15 protein-coding genes and 1 tRNA gene are annotated in these 18,313 nt (G+C 50.9%); 6 read left to right on the forward strand and 10 right to left on the reverse strand.

Annotation, left to right across the window (positions count from 1 at the left end; all coding sequences use genetic code 11):
* Positions 1-440: 440 nt before the first annotated feature.
* The gene (gene rpmB, locus THS27_RS05580) at positions 441-734 is read left to right on the forward strand and encodes a 50S ribosomal protein L28 (RefSeq protein ID WP_085588677.1); all 294 of its coding nucleotides are present in this window, start codon (positions 441-443) and stop codon (positions 732-734) included.
* 513 nt (positions 735-1,247) lie between these two features.
* Positions 1,248-1,814, forward strand: coding sequence for an HNH endonuclease (locus THS27_RS05585; RefSeq protein WP_085588678.1), 567 nt, complete (start codon positions 1,248-1,250; stop codon positions 1,812-1,814).
* Between the two features lie 210 nt (positions 1,815-2,024).
* On the opposite strand, the gene THS27_RS05590 is transcribed toward THS27_RS05585, so the two are convergent.
* Positions 2,025-2,543 carry a disulfide bond formation protein B gene (locus tag THS27_RS05590; protein ID WP_085588680.1) on the reverse strand — a complete coding sequence of 173 codons (519 nt, stop codon included), beginning with the start codon at positions 2,541-2,543 and terminating at the stop codon, positions 2,025-2,027.
* Positions 2,544-2,580: 37 nt separating this feature from the next.
* Positions 2,581-3,162 carry a YqaA family protein gene (locus THS27_RS05595; RefSeq protein WP_085588682.1) on the reverse strand — a complete coding sequence of 194 codons (582 nt, stop codon included), beginning with the start codon at positions 3,160-3,162 and terminating at the stop codon, positions 2,581-2,583.
* Between the two features lie 204 nt (positions 3,163-3,366).
* Here THS27_RS05595 and THS27_RS05600 point away from each other — a divergent pair.
* Positions 3,367-3,452 (forward strand) — tRNA-Leu (locus THS27_RS05600).
* 203 nt (positions 3,453-3,655) lie between these two features.
* Here THS27_RS05600 and THS27_RS05605 read toward each other — a convergent pair.
* From THS27_RS05605 to urtA, 7 genes are all read right to left on the reverse strand, one after another.
* Entirely contained in the window at positions 3,656-3,997 is a 342-nt protein-coding gene (locus THS27_RS05605) for a zinc ribbon domain-containing protein (protein WP_085588684.1), read from the reverse strand.
* 47 nt (positions 3,998-4,044) lie between these two features.
* Entirely contained in the window at positions 4,045-5,277 is a 1,233-nt protein-coding gene (gene fmdA / locus THS27_RS05610; protein ID WP_085588685.1) for a formamidase, read from the reverse strand.
* Between the two features lie 44 nt (positions 5,278-5,321).
* Positions 5,322-6,011, reverse strand: coding sequence for an urea ABC transporter ATP-binding subunit UrtE (gene urtE, locus THS27_RS05615; protein ID WP_085588687.1), 690 nt, complete (start codon positions 6,009-6,011; stop codon positions 5,322-5,324).
* A 10-nt stretch (positions 6,012-6,021) separates the two neighbouring features.
* Positions 6,022-6,774 carry an urea ABC transporter ATP-binding protein UrtD gene (gene urtD / locus THS27_RS05620; RefSeq protein WP_210402833.1) on the reverse strand — a complete coding sequence of 251 codons (753 nt, stop codon included), beginning with the start codon at positions 6,772-6,774 and terminating at the stop codon, positions 6,022-6,024.
* A gap of 12 nt (positions 6,775-6,786) precedes the next feature.
* The gene (gene urtC / locus THS27_RS05625; protein WP_085588691.1) at positions 6,787-7,914 is read right to left on the reverse strand and encodes an urea ABC transporter permease subunit UrtC; all 1,128 of its coding nucleotides are present in this window, start codon (positions 7,912-7,914) and stop codon (positions 6,787-6,789) included.
* Between the two features lie 13 nt (positions 7,915-7,927).
* Positions 7,928-8,854, reverse strand: a complete 927-nt coding sequence (gene urtB / locus THS27_RS05630) for an urea ABC transporter permease subunit UrtB (RefSeq protein ID WP_085588693.1) — start codon at positions 8,852-8,854, stop codon at positions 7,928-7,930.
* A 98-nt stretch (positions 8,855-8,952) separates the two neighbouring features.
* Positions 8,953-10,212: an urea ABC transporter substrate-binding protein gene (gene urtA / locus THS27_RS05635; protein WP_085588695.1), complete on the reverse strand. Its 1,260-nt coding sequence runs from the start codon at positions 10,210-10,212 to the stop codon at positions 8,953-8,955.
* Positions 10,213-10,612: 400 nt separating this feature from the next.
* Here urtA and THS27_RS05640 point away from each other — a divergent pair, with 400 nt between their 5' ends.
* The gene (locus THS27_RS05640) at positions 10,613-13,948 is read left to right on the forward strand and encodes an ATP-binding protein (RefSeq protein WP_210402835.1); all 3,336 of its coding nucleotides are present in this window, start codon (positions 10,613-10,615) and stop codon (positions 13,946-13,948) included.
* The gene (locus THS27_RS05645; RefSeq protein WP_085588699.1) at positions 13,941-14,864 is read left to right on the forward strand and encodes a response regulator; all 924 of its coding nucleotides are present in this window, start codon (positions 13,941-13,943) and stop codon (positions 14,862-14,864) included. Before THS27_RS05640 ends, THS27_RS05645 begins: the two co-directional genes overlap by 8 nt.
* 253 nt (positions 14,865-15,117) lie before the next feature.
* On the opposite strand, the gene THS27_RS05650 is transcribed toward THS27_RS05645, so the two are convergent.
* Positions 15,118-15,531, reverse strand: coding sequence for an H-NS family nucleoid-associated regulatory protein (locus THS27_RS05650; protein WP_085588701.1), 414 nt, complete (start codon positions 15,529-15,531; stop codon positions 15,118-15,120).
* A 1,168-nt stretch (positions 15,532-16,699) separates the two neighbouring features.
* On the opposite strand from THS27_RS05650, the gene THS27_RS05655 reads away from it, so the two are divergent.
* Complete coding sequence (locus THS27_RS05655) at positions 16,700-18,190, forward strand: PAS domain-containing methyl-accepting chemotaxis protein (RefSeq protein ID WP_085588703.1); 1,491 nt, start codon at positions 16,700-16,702, stop codon at positions 18,188-18,190.
* Positions 18,191-18,313 lie beyond the last annotated feature (123 nt).

Raw genomic sequence — 18,313 nt, forward strand, 5'->3', positions numbered from 1 at the left:
AGGAATTTTAAGAAGGCATCTGACGGGCTGGCGGGCGTTATATATATGAGGTATCTTTGCTTGCGTGTATAAGCCACCCTTTGGAAACATAAACCGCGCCGTATTTTGCCAGGACGGGTGAATCATAATGTTGTGGTTTTGCGAATCCCGGTTCAGGACCAAATAAAATTGCGGTTCTGGGGGCTGGCTAAAAAAAATAATGCCCCGATTTTGCGAAGAATGACGGGAATAATCCGTGTCGGGCAGGGCAAAATGCGGCCAAAAGGGCCAAAAAATGCAATCTGGCACGCAAACAAATATTTCCGGTGCGAATGTCGACGAAATACGTGGAAGAGGCTTGACGGCACTGGTTTGAGGCAGTATTAACCCGGCTCCAAGCGCGGGCCTGCATGTTCAGGCCAAGCGTCCTTTTGCGAAATTTTAGACCAGGAGATCAGGTCATGGCACGTCGCTGCCCGGTATCCGGCAAAGGCGTTTTGGTCGGCATGAATGTGAGCCACGCCCACAATCGTACCAAACGTCGTTTTCTTCCGAACTTGCAGCAGACCTCGCTGCTGAGCGAAGCGCTCGGCCGTTCGGTTCGCATGCGTCTGACCACCAATGCAATCCGCACCATCGAAAAACGTGGTGGCCTGGATGCATATCTGATCGGCACCGCGAATACAAAGCTGGATGTTGATTTGCTTAAAGTTAAGCGTCAGATCGTTAAAGCTGCTGAAGCAAAAGCTGCCTAAGGCAACCTTGCTTTGATAAAGTATGAAGGCCCGTTTCTGACGGGCCTTTTGCTTTTTTGAAATTTGCCGAAAGGCCGCCAACAGCCGGAACCCTGTGTTCCGGCTGTTTTGCGTTTCAGGATATCGGCATCGTGTGTGCATACGCGGCCTGGTTTGTGGGTGCTGTTTGGCGATGGGCAGGGCATGGGTAAGGGGCAGATTTGGGTACTGTAATTTGGTTTTCGTGCCCCCTTTTGCGGTCTGTCAGCGGTGCGATTAAGGCAATTATCGAAAATCAGTGATGGGGCATGATGCTCGTCAGCAGGGGGGGAAAATGCGGGTTTCGCTGCGGTGCCGCGACTCGGTCCATTTGTCGATTTGCGCTTTTGGGAAAAACGTTTATACTTTTCTCAATCAGTGATTTATGCGTGCGTTACCACCCGGATGTAAAACGTCACACGATGTTCATCAGCCCCGCGTGACGAAGATGCTAGACAGGCGGTACGACTCTGTAAACACGGCGGAGCGGATGAAATGTTTCTATCGCCCAATACGTGTCCGGCCCTTGTTCTTAACGCGGATTTTCGCCCGTTAAGCTACTTTCCGCTATCTTTGTGGCCATGGCAGGATACGCTAAAGGCTGTGTTCCTTGATCGGGTTAATGTTCTGTCTGAATATGACCGCGAGGTGCGCTCGCCTTCTTTTAAAATGAAATTGCCCAGTGTAATTTCATTAAAGGAATATGTGCCGATTAAAAGCACACCTGCCTTCACGCGTTTTAATGTTTTCTTACGCGACCGTTTCAGTTGTCAGTATTGCGGCGATCGTTTGCCGGTTAATGATTTAACCTTCGATCATGTTGTGCCCCGTTCAAAAGGGGGGCGCACCAACTGGACCAATATTGTTGCGGCCTGTGGCAATTGCAATTTGCATAAGGGCAGCCGATCGGTAAAGGAAGCCGGATTGCATTTGCGCAGGCGGCCCGATCAACCCTCGATGCAGCAATTGCAGGTTATCGGACGATCTTTCCCGCCAAACTATCTTCATGAAAGTTGGCGGGATTTTTTATACTGGGATACCGAACTGGATTACGACTTTTAAACCCGCGTTCTTTAATGCCGTCCTGGTCAGTTTGTAGCATGTTCTGGCATCTCAGGGCCGGGTTTTGCGCACATAAACAACAAAGCCGACGCATTTTAAAAGCGTCGGCTTTGTTTGTTGGTTGCGCCCCTGATACAAGGCTATGCGCGGTGCACAGGGTGTTCGTCGCAGGCGGTTTTTGGGTGTTTGGTGCGTAAAGACAGCTGTTTGTCAGTTATGGGTCCGCATCATCTTGCTGCTCGGTGCCATCAGGCAGAAAACAGCCATGGCGATAGAGAAGAACAGATTGACCGTGGGCATGGTGATGCCAAACAGCTTCCATTCAATTTTGTCGCACCGCACGATGGGCTGCGCCAGCAATTGTGCCTTCAGGTCGGCAACGTTGTTGGCACCGCTTTGCAGGCCACCACACATTTCCGGGCCATCCCACCACAATTCCTGAACCCCGACATGATAAAATGCAATGCCTGCACCAATGGCAAAGGCCAGGCCGCATAGATAAATCAGGGTGCGCGAAATACCGGGCTGACGCAAAAACAATAACGAAACCAGGGCAAGGCCCAGGACGCTATAATAGGGAACGCGCTGATACAGGCATAACAAACAGGGCAGAAATTTTTGAATATACTGCGCGTAGAACGCAAAGCCGAGGCTGCCAGCGGAAACCAGAAAGATGAACAGGGCAGGCAGTGCCGATGGTTTGCGACGGCGAGAATATGAAGATCCCATGAGGCTCCATCCATGACGCGGGGTGGGAATGCTGGTTTCAGATCAGATATTTGATGGCGACAAAACCCCCGATCAAACCAGCAATGAAAATGGTAAAGACAAGGCCCAGGCGTTTTTCAATAAAATCGCGAATGGGCGGGCCGAATTTCCAGATCAGTCCTGCGATCAGGAAAAAACGGATGCCGCGTGCCAATATCGACGCCACCGTGAAAATAACAGGGTCCAGACCGGTCACACCGGACAGAATGGTAATGACTTTATAGGGGAAGGGAGTAACGCCGGCGATGAAAACGGCCCAGGCACCCCATTCGTTATAATAGTCGCGGAATTGGTCGAACCTGGCGCCATATCCATAAAAATTCAGAACCGGTTGCCCGATGCTGTCAAACAGGAAGTGGCCAATGGCATAACCCGCCATACCGCCGAGTACCGACCCGGCCATACAAATTGCCGCAAATCGCCATGCCTTGCTGCGCGCCGCCAAAATCATGGGGATCAGCAGGATGTCGGGCGGGATCGGAAAAAACGAGCTTTCGACAAAGGCAATGACAAATAACGCTATTGCGGCATGGCGATGCGATGCCAGGCTAAGGGTCCAGTCATAAAGTTTGCGAAGCACCTGTTGCGACCTTTGATTTCAAGGCCGCAAACCGGCCAGTAAATTATGAAAACGTGATGCGATGTAACTCCATTTGCGTCCATGCCGCAATGCTTTCTAACACAAACGTGATTTACATGATTTTTTAAAAAAAGCCCCATTGACCCGCGCAAATTTCTCGCTATTATCCGCCACCACGATGGACGGCGCATATAGCGCCTTGCTGCCCCTGTGGCGGAATTGGTAGACGCGGCAGACTCAAAATCTGTTTCACTTTGTGAGTGGGAGTTCGATTCTCCCCGGGGGCACCATCACTTTAAAACCCAGCCTTATCAGGTTGGGTTTTGTCGTATCTGGCATATGTAAACTTTCCCGGTTTACCAACGGATCGCGGGCAGCATTCCAGCGGCAGTTTCGTTATTCCGGTACTCGCGGTTTTTTATGCCATGGGGCACAAACAAAAAGGGGTGCTTTGACACACCCCTTTAAAACGTTGTTTCTGATTTACCGGTGATCAGTGGCTGATCATCCAGGGGCGGGCCGATGGAAATGTTTTGCTGCCATCGGGGCGATAGATCGCCTTTGATTTCTTTTTGCCCCCGCCACAACACGAACAACCCGGGCCGTGCCCGCTTGTGTGCTGTTTGCTGCTTTTGGGTTCGTGTGATGCCCGTTCGTTGGTGAACGAAGCATGGCGTTTGCCTGCATCCATCATGGCATAGTTTGGCACAGTCAGAATGGCGCGCGGCGCCATTTGCCCGCAATCGGGGCAGGTGCAGGGGGCTGCGGACTGGGCCATGGGCCGTACTTCTGTAAATGGCCCGCAGGATGTGCATTCGTAATCGTAATATGGCATGGCATTTTTCCCTCAACGGGGTTCAATAATGGATGTTACCTGTGGGCCTAAAGGTCCGGTGCCAGGGGAACATCGATTTTGCCATCCAGGTATTTGGTCGGGCCATCGGCACCTGGCATGATATCAAATTCAAAAATGTCGGTCGGCAACCACAGGGTTGCACAGGCATTTGGAATATCGACCACACCGGAAATATGCCCCTGTACCGGGGCTGTCCCCAGAATGGCGTAGGCCTGCGCACCGGTATAACCGAACTTTTTAAGGTATTCGATGGCATTCAGGCAGGCCTGACGATAGGCAATATGCACATCAAGATAGTGCTGTTTGCCCTGTTCATCGACGGAAATGCCTTCAAAAATCAGGTAGTCGTCATATTTCGGAACGATGGGGGATGGTTTGAAGATCGGGTTTTTAACACCGTATTTTTTCATCCCGTCTTTGAGCAGCGATACCTTGATATGCAGCCACCCCGCCATTTCAATGGCTCCGCAGAAGGTGATTTCACCGTCGCCCTGGCTGAAGTGAAGGTCGCCCATCGAAAGACCGGCACCATCAATGTAAACCGGGAAATAAACCTTGGCCCCGCGTGACAGGTCTTTGATGTCGCAGTTGCCGCCATGTTCGCGCGGCGGTACGGTACGTGCGCCCTCGGCGGCGGCTTTGTCGCGTTCGTCACCTTTCAGGCTGCCCATATGGGCGGTTGGGCCGCCATTGGGCAAGGTTGCAAGTTCTGGAATACGGTGCGGGTCGGTATCGACCAGGGCTTTTTCACGGGTGTTCCAGGTATCCAGCATTTTGCGATCCGGCAAACAGCCGATCAGACCCGGGTGGATCAACCCGGCATATTTAACACCGGGAACGTGGCGCGAACTGGTGAACATGCCGTGAAAATCCCAGATCGACTTTTGCGCTTCGGGGAAATGTTCGGTCAGAAAGCCGCCGCCGTTTTGCTTGGAGAAAAAACCGTTAAAGCCCCACAGGCTGTTATCGAACGTGCCGATATCAAGAATTTCGACTTCCAGCAGGTCGCCCGGTTGCGCGCCTTTAACCCCGATCGGGCCAGATAGGAAATGAACCTGTGACAGATCGACGTCGCGCACATCGGCGGCATCATCGTTGTTTTTGATCTGTCCGCCGGTCCAGTCATAGGTTTCAACACGGAAATCGTCGCCCGGTTCGACCCAGCACGCCATCGGAATGTCGGGGTGCCAGCGGTTATGGATTTTTTCGTTGGTATAAGGGGATTCGGAAAGGTCTACCTTGATAAGCGTATCAACCATAATAAAACTCCCTGATATGGAATGTGGTTTTGCATGTGCCCCGGTCAGACTGACAGGAATGCCGAGACTTTCTTTTCATCGATGCCCGCACGCGGACTTTCGTGAACAAATTCGCCCTTTTCGATCACCAGCACCCTGTCTGCCATGTCGAGCGCGAAGCTGAGGACCTGTTCGGATACGACAATCGACAGGCCCATTTCGTCGCGGATGCGGCAAAGGGTGCGGGCAATTTCCTTGATGATGGAGGGCTGAATGCCCTCGGTGGGTTCATCAAGCAGCAGGACTTTGGGGTTGGAGGCGAGCGCGCGGGCAATGGCAAGCTGTTGTTGCTGCCCGCCTGAGAGGTTGCCGCCGCGTCGGTCTTTCATTTCCAAAAGAACCGGAAACAGTTCGTAGATCAGCGGCGGCACCGTTTTCTGGCCGGTCACCGTCAGTCCCGTTTCGATGTTTTCGCGAACTGTTAAGGTTGGAAAAATCATGCGGCCCTGTGGCACATAGGCAAGGCCGCTTGCGACCCGCTGATAGCTTTCAAGCCCTTCAATTGCGGTTGCGCCAATTTTAATGGCGCCGCCGCGTGACGGGATGATGCCGATCAGCGATTTCATCAAGGTGGTTTTACCCATGCCGTTGCGGCCCATGATGGCAACAATTTCACCCGATGTGACATCAAGTGACAGGTTGCTGATCACTTCGCTCTGGCCATAGGCAACGTGAAGTTTATCGATCGATAACATGACAGTCTCCCTAGTGACCAAGATAGACTTCAACGACTTTGGGATCGTTTTTGACCCGCTCCATCGACCCTTCGGAAAGAACCTGGCCCTGATGCAGCACCGTCACGCGATGGGCGATGTCCTCGACGAATTTCATGTCGTGTTCGATGACGATGACGGAATGTTTCTGGATGATGGTGTTTAGAAGCTCGGCTGTTTTAATCCGCTCAGACACGCTCATGCCAGCAACAGGTTCATCAAGCATCAAAAGTTCAGGGCTTTGGATGAGGAGCATGCCAATCTCAAGCCATTGTTTCTGGCCGTGGCTGAGAATGGCGGCATCGGTTTCAAGATGATCTTTAAGGAAAATCATCTCGGCAATTTCCTCGACCCGGTTGATAACTTCGGCGTCGCGGCGAAAGGCCAGGGCACCGAGTACACTGCGCCCGCGCGGAAAGGACAGTTCCAGGTTTTCAAATACCGTCAGGTCTTCGTAAATGGACGGATTTTGAAATTTGCGGCCCACACCGGCATGGACAATTTCATGCTCGCGCAGTTTGGTTAATTCCGTGCCACGGAACCGGATCGACCCTTCGCTCGCCCGTGTTCGACCGCAAATCAGATCAAGTACGGTGGTTTTACCGGCGCCGTTCGGGCCGATAATGACGCGGATTTCATTTTCCTCGACATAAAGCGACAGGTCATTGACGGCTTTAAAACCATCAAAGGAAACCGATAATCCCTCGATGCTGAGCAGAAAATCCTTGGGTTGTGCAACATCCATGATGATCTTCCTTTATTCCGCAGTCGGACGGGGTTTGCGAACCTTGCCAATCCGCACAAGTGAAATGCCACGCGTGATCAGGGGTTCGACATGCTGGCGAAAGAGCCCGGCGACCCCCTCGGGGAACACCATGACAACGGCGATAAACAGGCCACCCATGGCAAACAGCCACAGTTCGGGAAAGGTTTCTGACAGCGATGTTTTCGCGGCATTAACCAGTAACGCCCCATAGACTGCGCCGAAAATTGATAGACGCCCGCCGACCGCACAGAAAATCACCATTTCAATCGAGGGCACGATGCCGACAAAGGACGGCGACATGAAGCCGACCTGAAGGGTAAACATCGCCCCGCCAATGGCCGAAAGGGCGGCAGAGAGGCAGAAAATGAAAATCTTGAAATTGGCAACGTCATAGCCCGAAAACCGAACCCGGTCTTCCTTGTCGCGCATGGCGATTAACAGGCGGCCGAACTTTGAAACCCGCACAAACTGGGCCAGAAGCAAGGATGCCAGCAACAGGGCAACACAGATAAAATAGAAAACGTACCTGGCGTTGTCGCTGCGGATATCCCAGCCCAGCAAGGTTCGTAAATCGGTGATGCCGTTAACCCCGCCGGTATAACCTTGCTGCCCAATGATCAAAATGGTCAAAATGGCGGCAATGGCCTGGGTGATGATGGCAAAATAAACCCCGCCAACCCGGCGTTTGAACATGGCAACACTGATGATAAACGCCAGCGCGACAGGGACGGCAATGGTGGCAAACAGGGTAAAGGTAAAGGAATGGAAGGGCTGCCACCAGAAAGGCAGCGATGTTAACTGGTTCCAGTCCATAAAATCGGGAATGCCCGGTGTGGACTGAATGGCGGTTGCTTCGGGCGTTGAGGCTTCCAGCTTCAGGAACATCGCCATGCAATATCCGCCCAGACCAAAGAAAATGCCCTGACCCAGGCTAAGAATACCGCCATATCCCCAGCACAACACCAGGCCCAGCGCAACAAAGCTGTAGGTCAGGTATTTGCCAATCAGATTAAGGCGGAAATTGTCGAATAATGTGGGGAAAACAACGACAAGGATGAAGGCCAGAATGGCAAAGGATATCCATTCACGCTTGCGAAACAGGAACAATGCAGGAGACATTTTTATATCCTCCTCAACGACGGATCTTAAGGGTGAACAGGCCCTGCGGGCGCAGCATCAGAATGCCGACAACGGTCAGAAGGGTCAGAACCTTGGCCATTGATCCGCTGAGGAAAAATTCGATGGTGGATTGCGCCTGCGAGATCGAAAATGCCGATGCAATGGTGCCAATCAGGCTGCTTGCCCCGCCGAAAACAACGATCAGGAAGGTATCGACGATATAAAGCTGTCCGGCGGTGGGGCCGGTGGAGCCGATCATGGTAAAGGCCGACCCGGCAATACCGGCAATACCGCAACCAAGGCCAAAGGTCATGCGGTCCACCATTTTGGTGTTAATGCCAACGGCTCCGGCCATCGTGCGGTTTTGTACAACGGCACGCATGCTTTTGCCCCAGGTCGATCGGAACATGGCAAAATACACACCAAGGGTGATCAGGATGGTCAGGCCCATAACAAACAGGCCATTGATCGGAATTTCGATGATGTCGGTCAGGGCGATGGAACCCATTAACCAGTCGGGCAGGGTGACGCCCACTTCACGCGCCCCAAAGATTGATCGATACGCCTGTTGCAGGATCAGCGACAAGCCCCAGGTTGCCAAAAGCGTGTCGAGGGGGCGGCGATATAAAAAGCGGATCAATCCCCATTCCACCAGCATTCCCAACAGGAACGACGCGGCAAAGGCCAGGATCATCGCGAAGAAAAAATAGATCGAAAACAGCGATGGCAGATATTCGCTGAAAAATTGTGAGCAAAGATAGGTCACATAGGCGCCAAGGATCATAAATTCGCCGTGGGCCATATTGATAACGCCCATCTGGCCGAAAATGATTGCCAGACCCAGCGCCATCAAAACGAAAACGGAAAACAGCGTCAGCCCGGCAAAGCCCTGCATGGCCAGAATGGATGTAAATTCGGTGTAAGTGTAATCGCCGATCATTGTCGCCTCACCATGATTACCTGTTGGGATGAACAATCATCCGAAAGGGGATGCCACCCCGGCAAAGAAACCGGGATGGCGTGGTGCAAACCAGGAACTTACTGGTAGCCTTCCGGGAACGGATTGGGCTCGATCAGGTCTTTGGTTTCAAAAACGACGTCAAACTGGCCATCATCACGGGCATGACCAATGCGGGTGCGCGACCACAGGTGATGGTTTTCATGGATACGAACGTAGCCTTCTGGGGCAGTGGTAAGTTCGATGCCCGGCGATGCGGCGCGGACCTTGTCGATGTCAAAGCTGCCTGCTTTTTCAACAGCAGCTTTCCACAGCCACGGGCCAAGATAGGCGGCCTGGGTTACGTCGCCAATCACGCTGTCAGCGCCCCATTTTTCCTTGAATGCGGCAACGAAAGCCTTGTTGTTATCATTGGGCAGGCTTTCGAAATATTTCATCGAGGCATAAGCACCCGCGATGTTTTCGCCGCCAATGCCAAGGACTTCATCCTCGGTAACGGAAATGGTCAGCAGCAGCGGTTTTTCTTTCGCCATGTCGATACCGGCTGCTTTTAGCTGTTTGTAAAAGGCAACGTTGGAGCCACCAACGACGATGGCGTAAATAACATCAGGCTTTTTAAGCTTGATCTTGTTGATCACGGAATTGAACTGGGTATGACCCAGCGGGTAATATTCCTCGCCGGAAACTTTCAGGCCCAGTTTTTCGATGTGCTTGCGGGCGATTTTATTGGCCGTACGCGGCCAGATGTAATCCGACCCCAGCAGATAAAACGATTTTGCACCCTTTTCGCGCACCACCCAGTCGATCCCGGCGATAATTTGCTGGGTGGCTTCCTGGCCGGTGTAAATCACGTTTGGCGATTCTTCCAGGCCTTCATAGAAGGTCGGGTAATACAGCATGCCGTTATATTGTTCGAACACAGGCAAAACAGCCTTGCGCGATGCCGATGTCCAGCAGCCGAAAACGGCGGCGGTTTTATCTTCTACCAGCAGTTTTTTGGCTTTTTCGGCAAAGGTCGGCCAGTCTGACGCACCGTCTTCCTGGATATATTCGATCTTGCGGCCCAGAACGCCGCCTGCCGCGTTGATCTGGTCGATGGCAAGTTTTTCTGCTTCGACCGATCCGGTTTCGCTAATCGCCATGGTGCCGGTAATCGAATGCAGGATACCCACTTTCACCGTATCATCGGTAACGGCCAGGCCGGTGGTGTTGGCATCAGCGGTTGCAACTTCCTGTGCCCGAAGCGGTGCCGATGCAAAGCTAAGGGCGGGAAGAACCGCGATACCGGCCAGTAACGCCCTGCGTGTAATGGAAAATGGAGAGATCGTTTTCTGTCTCATTGCGAAGCCTCATTCTGACATATGATTTTTTAAGCAGTGCTGGCTTATCTGCGTGCCAACTGCGGCTTAGTTCGTCAGAATTTTTGCAACGCAACAATCGGGCATTTGACGTATATGCCATGGGGCATTTTACCCCTACCATGGCCTTGTATTGAAAAATGAGAGATCAGCTATGGCGGTAAAGCTGTTGATTTTCCTGTTTTTTGGTCATGATTGTTTGAATGAAAATAATGATAAAAAATCATTCACAAGTCGATTGATCAGGGATGTGTGCGGGGATTTTTGCGGATGTGTCACAACGCGAACGCTTAAATTTCGCATTTGCAAAAAGCAGGGCGGGTAAAAGGCATTGGGAACAACAATCAGGATTCCACGTATCAGGCGGACCTATAACCGCTGGGTGGCGAACCAGACCCTTGAAGATTATGCGTTACGTTTTACCGCCTACAAGGTAAGGCGGTTTTCAAGCTGGCGTATTGCCAATACGGCGATCGGCGCTGTGTCTTTTTTAGCCCTTGAGGCGATTGGCGGTTCGATTACGTTAAATTACGGGTTTCAAAATGCGATCAGCGCGATTGTTGTTGCCGCAATTATTATTTTCCTGATGGGCGTTCCGATTTCCTATAACGCGGCGAAATTCGGGGTGGATATTGACCTGCTTAGTCGCGGGGCCGGGTTTGGCTATATCGGATCAACCATCACATCACTGATTTATGCCAGTTTCACCTTTATCTTTTTCGCCATTGAAGCCGCGATTGTCGCAACGGCCCTGCAACTGTGTGCCGGTATTCCGGTGTCGCTGGGCTATATTCTTAGTGCGCTGGTGATTATCCCGCTGGTGACGCATGGCGTAACATTTATCAGCAAATTTCAGGCCTGGACGCAGCCTTTCTGGGTGGTTCTACAAATTGCCCCCTTTGTTTTTGTCGCCCTTAACAGCCACGAAAGTGTGCGTCAATGGACGGGCTATACCGGCTTGTTCGGGCCGATTGACGGGTCGTTTGCGATTGCGCCGTTCGGGGCGGCATCGGCGGTTTTGTTTTCGCTGGTCGCACAGATTGGCGAACAGGTAGATTTTTTGCGGTTCCTGCCGCGCAAGGACCATCAAAACCGCCTGGCATGGTGGACCGCAATGCTTAGCGCCGGGCCGGGCTGGATCGTAATCGGCGCGCTTAAAATACTGGCAGGGTCGTTTCTGGCATTTTTTGCCTTTCAGGGCGGCGTCACCTTTGCGGATGCCGCCGACCCTACGCGCATGTATCTGAATGTTTTTCAAAAGATGCTGGCATCGCCGGAACTTGCCCTTGGCCTGACCGGCATTTTTGTGGTGATTTGCCAGCTTAAAATCAATGTCACCAACAGTTATGCCGGGTCTATTGCCTGGTCAAATTTCTTTTCCCGTTTGACGCATAGTCATCCGGGACGTGTTGTCTGGCTGGTTTTTAATGTGCTGATCGGCCTGTTGTTAATGGAGTTTGGCGTCTATCGTGCATTCGAACATATTTTGGGCCTGTATTCGATTGCGGCGGTTGCCTGGATGGCGTGCATCGTTTCCAACCTTGTGATCAACAAGCCACTTGGCCTTGCCCCCCGCCATATCGAATTTAAACGCGCCCATCTTTACGATGTAAACCCGGTGGGGTGTGGTGCCATGAGCATCGCCATTTTACTGGCCCTGCTGGCCTATTCGGGGCTGTTTGGTGAAACGGTATCAAAGCTGTATTCCTATGTGGCACTGATATCGGCGTTTGCGCTGGTGCCGGTAATCGCGGTGCTGACCAAAAGCCGGTATTATCTGGCGCGCAGCACAGCAAGCGACTGGGCCATTGGTGAAACCGCAGCCTGCTGTATTTGTGAACATCAGTTTGATCGCGAAGACATGGCCTATTGCCCGGCCTATTCGGGCGCAATCTGTTCGTTATGTTGTTCGCTTGATTCGCGCTGCCATGACATGTGCAAACCCCATGGCCGGTTTTCCGGGCAATTGCGAACCTTTGCCACGACGCATTTTTCGGCCGGTGTTGGCAAATGGGTGAATACACGGATTGCCCATTATTCGGGAATGTTGCTGACGGTGACCGGGGTTCTGGGCCTTATTTTTTGGCTGATTTATTTTGAAACGCGACTGGATGCGCGAAATTCGACAGATTTGATCGAACTGACCCTGACCAAACTGTTTGTCATTATTTTTGTTATTTCCGGCATTGTGGTCTGGCTGTTTGTTCTGGCGCAGGAAAACCGTCGCTTTGCCGAAGAAGAAGCCCGCCGCCATACCGGCCTTTTAATGGATGAAATTGCCGCCCATAACGAAACCGACCGCCAGTTAAAGCAGGCCAAGGAAGCTGCCGAGTCTGCAAATCTGGCAAAAAGCCGTTACATGGTGGGCCTTAGCCATGAATTGCGCACACCATTAAGTGCCATTTTGGGATATGCCCAGTTACTGGAACGTAAATCGGGCGGGCAGCCCCCCTATATCCATAATGCGGCGCAAACAATTAAACGCAGCGGTGAACATCTGGCCGACATGATTGAGGGTTTGCTCGATATTTCCAAAATCGAGGCCGGGCGCCTGGATATTTATCGTTATAAAACGGCGTTACGCCCGTTTTTAGACCAGATCGTCGATATGTTTACCCTGATGGCGCAAAGCAAAGGCATCGCTTTTGATTTTCAGCCGATATCGGCGATACCGTCTTATGTTTATACCGATGAAAAACGTTTGCGCCAGGTTTTGATTAATTTGCTGTCGAATGCGATTAAATTTACCCATCGGGGCACAGTTGGTTTTTCTGTCAGTTATAGTAATCAAATTGCGACATTTGAAATTCGCGATACCGGCATTGGCATTGCCCAAGAAGATATCGAACGCATTTTCCTACCGTTTGAACGCGCGGAACAGCCTGTTGGTATGCAACAAACCCCGGGAACCGGGCTTGGGCTGACGATTACCAAGTTACTGGTTGAAATTATGGGCGGTGACCTTGCCGTAAAAAGCGAGGCGGGCAAGGGAACGCGTTTTACCATTCGGTTGATGTTGTCCTCGACGGGGGAGCCCGATAAAAAAGTGCGTCCGTATCAGGCCATTGCCGGATACGCCGGACCGCCCCGAACCATACTGGTTGCCGACGATGACGCCGATCAGCGGGCGCTGCTGGAAGATACCCTTCTTCCGTTGGGATTTAACGTTGTGCTGACAACTGACGGGCATGCCTGCTTGTCGGCAATCGCATTGAACCGGCCCGATTTGATTATTCTTGATATCGCCATGCCGGGCCTTTCGGGGTGGGAGGTTGCCAGACGGGTTCGGCAGGGCATGGATTTCAAGGTGCCGATTTTGATGTTATCGGCCGATGCCGGCGGCGAGCGAACCAAACAGGAATACAAGCAGCTTTATGACAGCTATCTGGTTAAGCCGTTCGTGCTGGATGATTTGTTTGATCACCTTGCCAGTCTGATGTCACTTTCCTGGATGTACGAAGATAATGAGGACGGCGGGGCCGATATCCCGGCTGTTTGTTTTGAAAGCCATGAAATACCCCCTCCCGAAAAGTTGCGCCAGTTGATGACGTTGGGGCAAATCGGTTTTATTCGGTCGATTGAAGTAACCTTGAAAGACATCGAATTTTCACAGCCCGATACGGCAAGGTTTTGCCAACATATGCTGAAACTCACCAAATCCTTCCGCCTGAAGGATTTCATTGCCGCGATTGAGGAGGTCGGACGGGAAAATGCCTGACCTGAATGTAGCTACCCGTATTTTGGTGGTCGATGATTCACCGGAAACTTTAACAATGCTGACGGATGCGTTGTGCATGGAAGGAATGGAGGTGGAGGTTGCCACCAGTGGCCGGCAGGCTTTCGGGTTGGTTGAAGCCTGTATTCCGGACCTTGTTTTGATGGATGCGATGATGCCGGGCATAGATGGTTTTGAAACCTGCCGGATATTAAAATCGGAGAAGGGGTGTGAGGATGTTCCTGTCATCTTCATGACCGGCTTTCGCGAAAGTGAACATGTTGTAAAGGCATTGGCATCTGGCGGGGTGGATTTTGTTGCCAAACCCGTGATCCTTGACCAGTTATTTGCCCGTATTCGGGTGCATCTGGCCAATGCCCGCCGGGCGCGTTCCGCGCGCAAGGCGCTTGATTCCACAGGGCGGCGCATTGTCGCATGCGACCTGTCAGGGGCAATTTTATGGGCAACGCCGCAGGCTGGTGAACTGATGCGCTATGCCGGGTTAAGGTGCGATGAAACTGCCCGGTTGCCGTGGGAAATTGTCGACCATCTTTTTGGCGGAGGGGGTGTCGATAGCCCGGATCCTGCGCACGGCATCTTTCGGTTTGCACGCAATGGTGCCGAGATCGAATTTCGGCTTCTTGATGAAGGCGAGGGTACTGAAAAGCTGATCCGATTGATCGACGGGCAAAAAGGATCGGACGAGGAGCAACTGGCAACCGCCTTTAACCTGACTTTCCGGGAGGCCGAGGTTTTGTTGTGGGTGACACATGGCAAGTCGAACAAGGAAATTGCCGAAATTCTGGATATGTCGCCCAGAACGGTGAACAAACATCTTGAGCAGATATTTGTTAAACTGGCGGTCGAAAACCGAACGGCAGCAGCAACAATGTCGGTGCGGGTGCTTTGGCGGGACTGATCATTTAACTTTGGTTCTTGATATATGCGTTTCGGGCTGGCCCGCAAAAGGCGATACGGCGTTCCAACCGATCCTGCGGATGGTTGTATGGGGGCCAGAGCTAGGGCCAGCGGGGCGATTTAAATCGTTTTTGTTGTTTTATTGATTTTCCCCGCGCCCTGTTTGGGCCTTGTTATTGCCGTCGCATCAGGCCAGCCGTGTATTTCCAACCAGGACAAGATAAGAAAAAAGGCCCCGGTGTGGGGCCTTGATCTTATTTTTCGAGGTCGGCAGCGTGAATTTTATAATTGGGATGATCCGGATTAAGGTAGGCCGGATCATTTTTGATGGCGTCAACCGTTGTCCCTTTTGCCTCGGCAAGTTTCAGAACCCAGCCAATGACACGGCCACGACCGGTCCAGGTTTCTTCCGGGTTTTCAGGGTTACGGTATTTCGGCGGGGTTGACTGTTTGTTTTTAGTCGGTGTCGCTGCGCTGGCAGCAGACATTTTAAAAACTTCAGGATACAGTTCGCGAATAGAGAACCCTGCATCATTAAGTTTCTGATTGAACTCGGCCTTTAGATCGCTGATCGCCTGTTCCTTGCGGCTTTCAACTTCTTCTTCGGTCTGCTCCATCAGATCGCGCAGCTCTTTATAACTTAATTTCGAAATATCAATTTTGGTCATTATTTTCTCCTGAAACAAATAATTTCTTGGATGTACATAGTGCCTATTCTTTCGAAGGGCAAGAATTTTTAACAGCGTGCCGGTTCATAATACGCAAAACAGGGTAATGGATAAATTGTTATTTTATCTTTAATTGCAGGGATTGTGGGCAAAGCAATTTTAAATTCCACAGGCTTTGTCACCTTGAAAGAGGGGCCCGACAGAGCCGCGGAAAAAACGATGTTACCGGAAAAATCAGGGTTTCCTAGGAAGAACGGTGTGGGAAAACAGATCCGTTGCGACTGACGTATTTAAATTAGTGAATATATTGCGGGGAAAATTGTTCGAATTTCCAAGGAAGTAGCTTGATTACAGAAGGGTAATTATACTCTTGTTGTGGTTTAGGGAAGAATGTTCTAGTCGCCAGGTAGTTATCATATACCATTGTATATGTTTATTTTGTTGGTTTAATTTGAAACAGCCCCGGGAGAGTTATTTTCGCTTTCTTCAAGTTGGACGATGCCCCTGACCGGAGCGTGCAAACCTTTTCACTGTTAGCATAAGTTTCCTTGAACCAGGTTTTGATGTAGCCAATAAGGAGTAGTCCGAGCGGCGTTTTTCAACTGGTGACAAAAAATGGTTTGAAGCACGACCATGGATTGTGTTTTTAAAATGGTTTTTCTTTTGGTTGCGAATCCTGTTTGCACATATTTTCTTCAAGTCTTGGCTAAATTTACTTTTTTGCGCAAATCAGTAATCCGGATTACGACTTTCTGCGTACCCACTCCATGTCGTTTTTAGGCAAGTCACTGAAACAAAAACTTTAATTTTGCAATGTGACGAACCTATTCAAAGTGGGGTGTTTGGCGTTGATTTTTCGACCAAAACAGATACTTTAGTCGTAGATGTTTGGCCGCAATTTTGCTTTGAAGCCCGGTGCTTGGGCCCAAAGCAAAATTGACCGGCTTTTTTTAGCCGTTTCTGAAAATTGTTGAGCGTCGGGCCAGTTATAACCGGGTCGGATACAACATCTCTTTTGTCAGTGTCCCTGAATGGGGATGTCTGACTTTATTTTTCCCGGATATGAATTGCGTTCGGAACCGTTGCGGCAGTCCGCAAGATATAGGGATTTTGTGATGGCACCGGATACTCGACCTTTTCGTCAGGAACGTCTTACGGAGCTTTATGAATGTTCGGGTTTGGGAAAATTACTGCACGCAAAGCGCGCGAATATCAGCAGATTATTCATGCGCTTGATAAATCGGCTGCCGTTATCGAATTTTCTGTTGATGGGCGTATCTTGCAGGCGAACGAAAACTTTTTGAAGGTGATGGGATATCAGGCCGATGAAATTATTGGCCGCCATCACAGTATGTTTGTCTCTGAAAGCTATCGTGAAAGCGCTGAATACAAAACGTTCTGGCGAAATCTGGCCCAGGGGGAATTTCAGACGGCTGAATTTCAGCGTGTTGCCAAAGGTGGCAAAAATGTCTGGATCGAAGCGTCCTATAACCCGGTTTTCGATAACAAGGGCAACCCGGTCAAGGTGATCAAATTTGCTTATGATGTTACGGCAAAGCGCGAACAGCGTGCCGAGCAGCAAAGTATTTTGAATGCCATTCAGAAATCACAGGCGGTGATAGAATTTAACCTTGATGGAACAGTTATTTCTGCAAACGATAATTTTTTGGCAGTGATGGGGTATCGTGCCGATGAAATTATTGGTCGCCATCACAGCATGTTTGTAACGGCGGACGAAAAAAACAGCGAAGCCTATCGGGCATTCTGGCGGTCGCTGAATGAAGGGGAATTTGCTGCTGCACAGTTCCATCGGGTGGCAAAGGGGGGCAGATCGGTTTGGATCGAGGCCTCTTATAACCCGGTTTTTAATGCTTCGGGCAATGTTTACAAGGTTGTTAAATTTGCCACCGATATTACCCAGCAGGTTAATCTGCTGGTTGAACTTAAATCCATGATCGATAATAATTTTTCCAGTATTGAAGCCGCGATTTTAGAGCTGCAAAAAACGGCCCAGCAAGCCGTTGAAACATCGGGGAATACTGTTTCCAACGTCCAGACAGTAACCGCCGGGACAGAAGAAATGAGTGTTTCCATTTCTGAAATCTCGCGCAACATGCTGGAATCGCAAAGCACGACAGAACGTATGGTTCGTGAAACGGTATCTGCCGATGAATCAACCCAGCGTATGGCACAAGTTGTCGAGGCCATGACCGGTATTGTCGAGGTTATTCAAAACATTGCCGGGCAAATTAATTTGTTGGCGTTGAATGCAACCATTGAATCTGCCCGGGCTGGCGAAGCAGGTAAAGGGTTTGCCGTTGTGGCCAACGAGGTCAAAAACCTGGCCAATCAGGCTGCACGCGCCACCGGGCAGATTTCGGATGAAATTCAGGGTATTCAGGAAATTACAGCCGAGGTTGTCGGGGCATTGCGAACCATTCGGACATCGGTTGAAACAGTTCGCGATGCGGTTGGCGTAACGTCAGATGCGCTTGGTCATCAGACCAGTATTACGTCGGGCGTTTCGGAACATATGCGTAACATGAATTTTGCTGTCGAAAGTTTTTCACGTAATATTGACGATATTCGCCAGACGGTAGAAAACGTGTCGCAATCCGTAATGAAAACACGTTCGGCGGCAGAAGTTCTGGCACGTTAAAATTTCTGATCCATCGCTATTCCTATTCCGGTTTTGATCCGCTCCAGCGATCAGGAGTGGGGTGTTAACAAAAGGAAGGTCCGTTTTGGCGAACCTTCCTTTGTTATTTTCGTGCGTTTCACT

Origin of the sequence: Thalassospira sp. MCCC 1A01428 (assembly GCF_002115825.1) — a bacterium.
GTDB lineage: Bacteria > Pseudomonadota > Alphaproteobacteria > Rhodospirillales > Thalassospiraceae > Thalassospira.